General features: G+C 75.0%; 4 protein-coding genes. All 4 read right to left on the reverse strand.

Annotation, left to right across the window (positions count from 1 at the left end; genetic code table 11):
• Nucleotides 1-710, reverse strand: a 710-nt coding sequence (locus tag ABD944_RS41990; protein WP_345187813.1) for a biotin/lipoyl-containing protein, incomplete at its 3' end; no start/stop codon positions are given.
• Nucleotides 711-746: 36 nt separating this feature from the next.
• Nucleotides 747-2,138, reverse strand: a complete 1,392-nt coding sequence (gene lpdA / locus ABD944_RS41995; protein ID WP_345187815.1) for a dihydrolipoyl dehydrogenase — start codon at nucleotides 2,136-2,138, stop codon at nucleotides 747-749.
• Between the two features lie 151 nt (nucleotides 2,139-2,289).
• Nucleotides 2,290-3,822 (reverse strand): leucyl aminopeptidase, encoded by a 1,533-nt coding sequence (locus ABD944_RS42000; RefSeq protein WP_345187817.1) that lies wholly within the window; start codon nucleotides 3,820-3,822, stop codon nucleotides 2,290-2,292.
• 25 nt (nucleotides 3,823-3,847) lie between these two features.
• Nucleotides 3,848-3,988 (reverse strand): adenosylcobinamide-GDP ribazoletransferase, encoded by a 141-nt coding sequence (locus ABD944_RS42005; RefSeq protein ID WP_345187819.1) that lies wholly within the window; start codon nucleotides 3,986-3,988, stop codon nucleotides 3,848-3,850.
• Between the last annotated feature and the right edge of the window lie 36 nt (nucleotides 3,989-4,024).

A 4,024-nucleotide genomic window follows, 5' to 3' on the forward strand; every position in this document is an offset into this window, starting at 1 on the left:
GGGGCCGGGGCGGGCGCGGGAGCGGCGGGGGCGGCGGGGGCGGCCTTCTGCTGGGCGGCGTGCTGCGCGGCGCGGGCCGCCTCCAGGACGTCCTGCGTGCGGATGCGGCCGCCGACGCCGGTGCCCTTGACCGTGCCGAGGTCGACGCCGTGCTCGGCCGCGAGCTTGCGGACCAGCGGCGTGACGTACGGGCCGTCGCCCGGCTCCGCCTGCTGCTGGGCGGGCTGGGCCGCCGGGGCCGGCGCGGGCGGCTGCTGCTGGGCCTGCGGCTGCGGCGCCGGGGCGGGCGCCGGGGAGGGCGGGGCCGCGGGCTGCTGCTGCGCCGGCGGCGGCCAGGCGGCGGGCGGGGGAGCCTGCTGCGCCTGGGGCTGCTGCGCCTGCTGCGGGGCCTCCTGCTGCTGCGGGGCCTCCTGCTGGGGCTCCGCCTGCTGCTCCTCGGCGGCCGGAGCGCCGCCGCCGGACGGCGCCTCGCCCTCGTCGCCGATGACGGCCAGCTCGGCGCCGACCTCGACGGTCTCGTCCTCGGCGACGGTGATGCTGGTGAGGATGCCCGAGGCGGGGGAGGGGATCTCGGTGTCGACCTTGTCGGTGGACACCTCCAGGAGCGGCTCGTCGGTCTCGACGCGCTCGCCCTCCTTCTTGAGCCAGCGGGTGACGGTGCCCTCGGTGACGCTCTCGCCGAGCTGGGGCATGGTGACGGAGACCGGCATGGTCCAGCGACTCCTTCGGAATACTTGTGCGGCTTCTCAGCCGTGCACGTGCAGTGGTTTGCCGGCGAGGGCGAGATGCGCCTCGCCGACCGCCTCGGACTGGGTCGGGTGGGGGTGGATCAGCTGGGCGACCTCGCCGGGCAGGGCCTCCCAGTTGTAGATGAGCTGCCCCTCCGCGATGAGCTCGCCGACGCGTGCGCCGACCATGTGGAGGCCGAGGACGGGGCCGTCCACGGCCGCGATCACCTTGACCTCGCCCTGCGTCCCCAGGATCTTGCTCTTGGGGTTGCCGGCGAGGTCGTAGGTGACCTCCTTGATCTCGTACCCGCGCTCACGGGCCACGGCGGACGTGATGCCGACCGAGGCCACCTCGGGGTCGGAGTAGGTGATGCGAGGGACGCCGTCGTAGTCGATCGGCGGCGGGGTGAGCCCGCTCAGCCGCTCGGCGACGAGGATGCCCTCGGCGAAGCCGACGTGGGCCAGCTGCGGGGTCGGGATCAGGTCGCCGACCGCGGAGATCGTGGGGACGCTCGTGCGGCAGTACTCGTCGACCTTGACGAACCCGCGCTCGGTCTCGACGCCGGCCTCGGCCAGGCCGATGCCGTCGGAGACCGGTCCGCGGCCCACCGCCACGAGCAGCAGCTCGGCGTCGATGGTCTTGCCGTCTTCGAGGGTGACGGAGATGCCGCCCTGCGTCGTCTTGGCGCTCTGGAACCGGGTGCCGAGCTCGAACCTGATGCCGCGCTTGCGGAAGGCGCGCTCCAGCCGCTTGGAGCTGGTCTCCTCCTCCAGCGGGAGCAGGTGCGGCAGCGCCTCGACGATCGTGACGTCGGCGCCGAAGGAGCGCCACACGCTGGCGAACTCGACGCCGATGACGCCGCCGCCGAGGATCACGACCGAGCCGGGGACGTGCTCCAGCCGCAGCGCGTGGTCGCTGGAGATGACGCGCTCGCCGTCGATCTCCAGGCCGGGCAGCGACTTCGGCGCCGACCCCGTGCCGAGCACGATGTGCCCGCCCTCGATGCGGCGGATCCCCTCGGCGGTCTCGACCTCGACCGCGGTGGGGCCGGCCAGCCGCCCGGTGCCGTGCACGACCTCGATGCCCCGGGACTTGATCAGCCCGGTGAGGCCCTTGACGGTCGTCGAGACGACCTTGTCCTTGTAGGCGTTCACCCCGGCGACGTCGATGCCCTCGAAGGTGGCCTTCACACCGAACTTCGCCGCCTCGCGGGACTGGTCCGCCACCTCGGCCGCGTGCAGCAGCGCCTTGGTGGGGATGCAGCCGCGGTTGAGGCACGTTCCGCCGAGCGACTCGTCCCGCTCGATGAGCGCGACCGACCTGCCGAGCTCGGCGGCGCGCAACGCGCACGCGTACCCGCCGCTGCCGGCACCCAGGACGACGATGTCGAAGGGGCCGTTGTTGGCCACTGGACGCTCCCTTTCCCGGTCGTGGCGCCGCGTGGATCGCGGCGTCCTGGGCGGGGCGCACCGGCAGCCGGGCCCCCACGCCACAAGAAAACCTATTCTGTTCCCCGCCCGCTCACAGCGGGCGGGACCCCCGTGGAATTCCCGTGGCCCCCTACAGGACTCCCGCGGCGACGTCCTCGGCGATCTGGACCAGTGTGCGCGCCGCGGCTCCGGTGCCGCCCTTCGGCGTGTACCCGTACGGCTCGCCCTTGTGGAAGGCGGGGCCCGCGATGTCCAGGTGGGCCCACTTGACGCCGTCCGGCACGAACTCCTTGAGGAACGTCCCGGCGACCAGCATGCCGCCCCAGCGCTCGCCGCTGATGTTGGCGATGTCGGCGACCGCCGAGTCGAGGCCCTTGCGCAGCTCCGGGGGCAGCGGCATGCCCCAGGAGGCCTCGCCCGCGCGCTCGGCCGCCGCGACCACCTTCTCGCGCACGCCGTCGTCGTTGGCCATGACGCCGAAGGTGCGGGTGCCGAGGGCGACGAGCTGCGCGCCGGTCAGGGTGGCGACGTCCACGATGAGGTCGGGGGAGTCCTCGCCGGCGCGGACGAGGGCGTCGGCCATGACGAGCCGGCCCTCGGCGTCGGTGTTGAGGACCTCCACGGTCGTGCCGCCGTAGATGCGCAGCACGTCGGACGGGCGCTGCGCGGTGCCGCTCGGCATGTTCTCGGCGAGGGCGAGGTAGCCGACGACGTTGACCGCGGGGCGCAGCTCGGCGATGGCGGCGAGCGCGCCGAGCACGGCGGCCGCGCCGCCCATGTCGGACTTCATCCAGTCCATCGCCTCGCTCGGCTTGAGGGACAGGCCGCCGGAGTCGAACGTGATGCCCTTGCCGACGAGGGCGAGCGTCCTGGACGCCTCCGGGTGGGTGTAGGCGAGCCGGACGAGCCGCGGCGGGTTCACCGATCCCTGCCCGACGCCCACGATGCCGCCGTACCCGCCCTCGACGAGGGCCTTCTCGTCCAGCACCTCGATGGCGAGGCCGGTCTCGCCGGCGACCCGCTCGGCCTCGCCGGCGAAGTCCTCGGGGGACAGGTGGGACGGCGGGGTGTTCACCAGGTCGCGGACGAGCTGGACCGACGCGGCGAGGGTGCGGGCGCGCCCGAGGGCGGCCTCCTCGGACGCGGGGGCGACCAGGCGGATCTCCTCGACCGGGCTCTTGTGGCCGTCGCCGGTGCGGAAGGCGTCGAAGGAGTAGGCGCCGAGCAGCGCGCCCAGCGCGACGGCCTCGACGCCCTCGGCGCCGGAGGCGGGGAGCGCGACCGCGACCCGGGCGGTGCCCGCGAGGGAGCGGACGGCGGCGCCGGCGGCGCGGCGCAGGTCCTCGGCGGAGGGGTCCTCGCCGAGCCCGGCGGCCACGATGACCTTGGCGGGGACGGCGCCGAGCGAGGGCAGCCTGGTCACCTCGCCGGCCTTGCCGGTGGCGCCGAGCGCGCCCAGCGCGTCCGCGAGCCTGCCGTCCATCGCGCGGTCGAGGGCTTGCGCGCCGTCGGCCGGCGCGGCGCCCGCCGCGGCGGGGGCGACGCCGATCACGATCGCGTCGACGTCGAGGCCGGCCAGGTCTGCGCTGTCAAGGCTGATGCTCGTCACGTAGCCCGATGTTAGTCCTCCCGGTGACCGGTTTCGTCCTTTTGGATCAAGCATTGCCCTCCGGGGGGCCGCCGCGCCCTCAGGGCAGCGCCGCGAGGGCGACCAGCGCGGCCGTCGCGGCGATCTCGACGAGGGCGCCGAGCACGTCGCCGGTCACCCCGCCGAGGCGGCGCACGGCGCGGCGGAGCACCGGCACGGCGGCGGCGAGCCCGGCGGCCACCGCCGCCGCGCCGTGCAGGGCGCCGCCGAGGCCGCC

Source organism: Actinomadura verrucosospora, assembly GCF_039540335.1.
In the GTDB taxonomy this organism is placed as follows: Bacteria; Actinomycetota; Actinomycetes; order Streptosporangiales; family Streptosporangiaceae; genus Spirillospora; species Spirillospora verrucosospora.

What these genes read in the sequence shown, in the direction of transcription:
- ABD944_RS42000 (WP_345187817.1), bottom strand. Translation starts at nt 3,822, where the DNA reads ATGCTTGATCCAAAAGGACGAAACCGGTCACCGGGAGGACTAACATCG.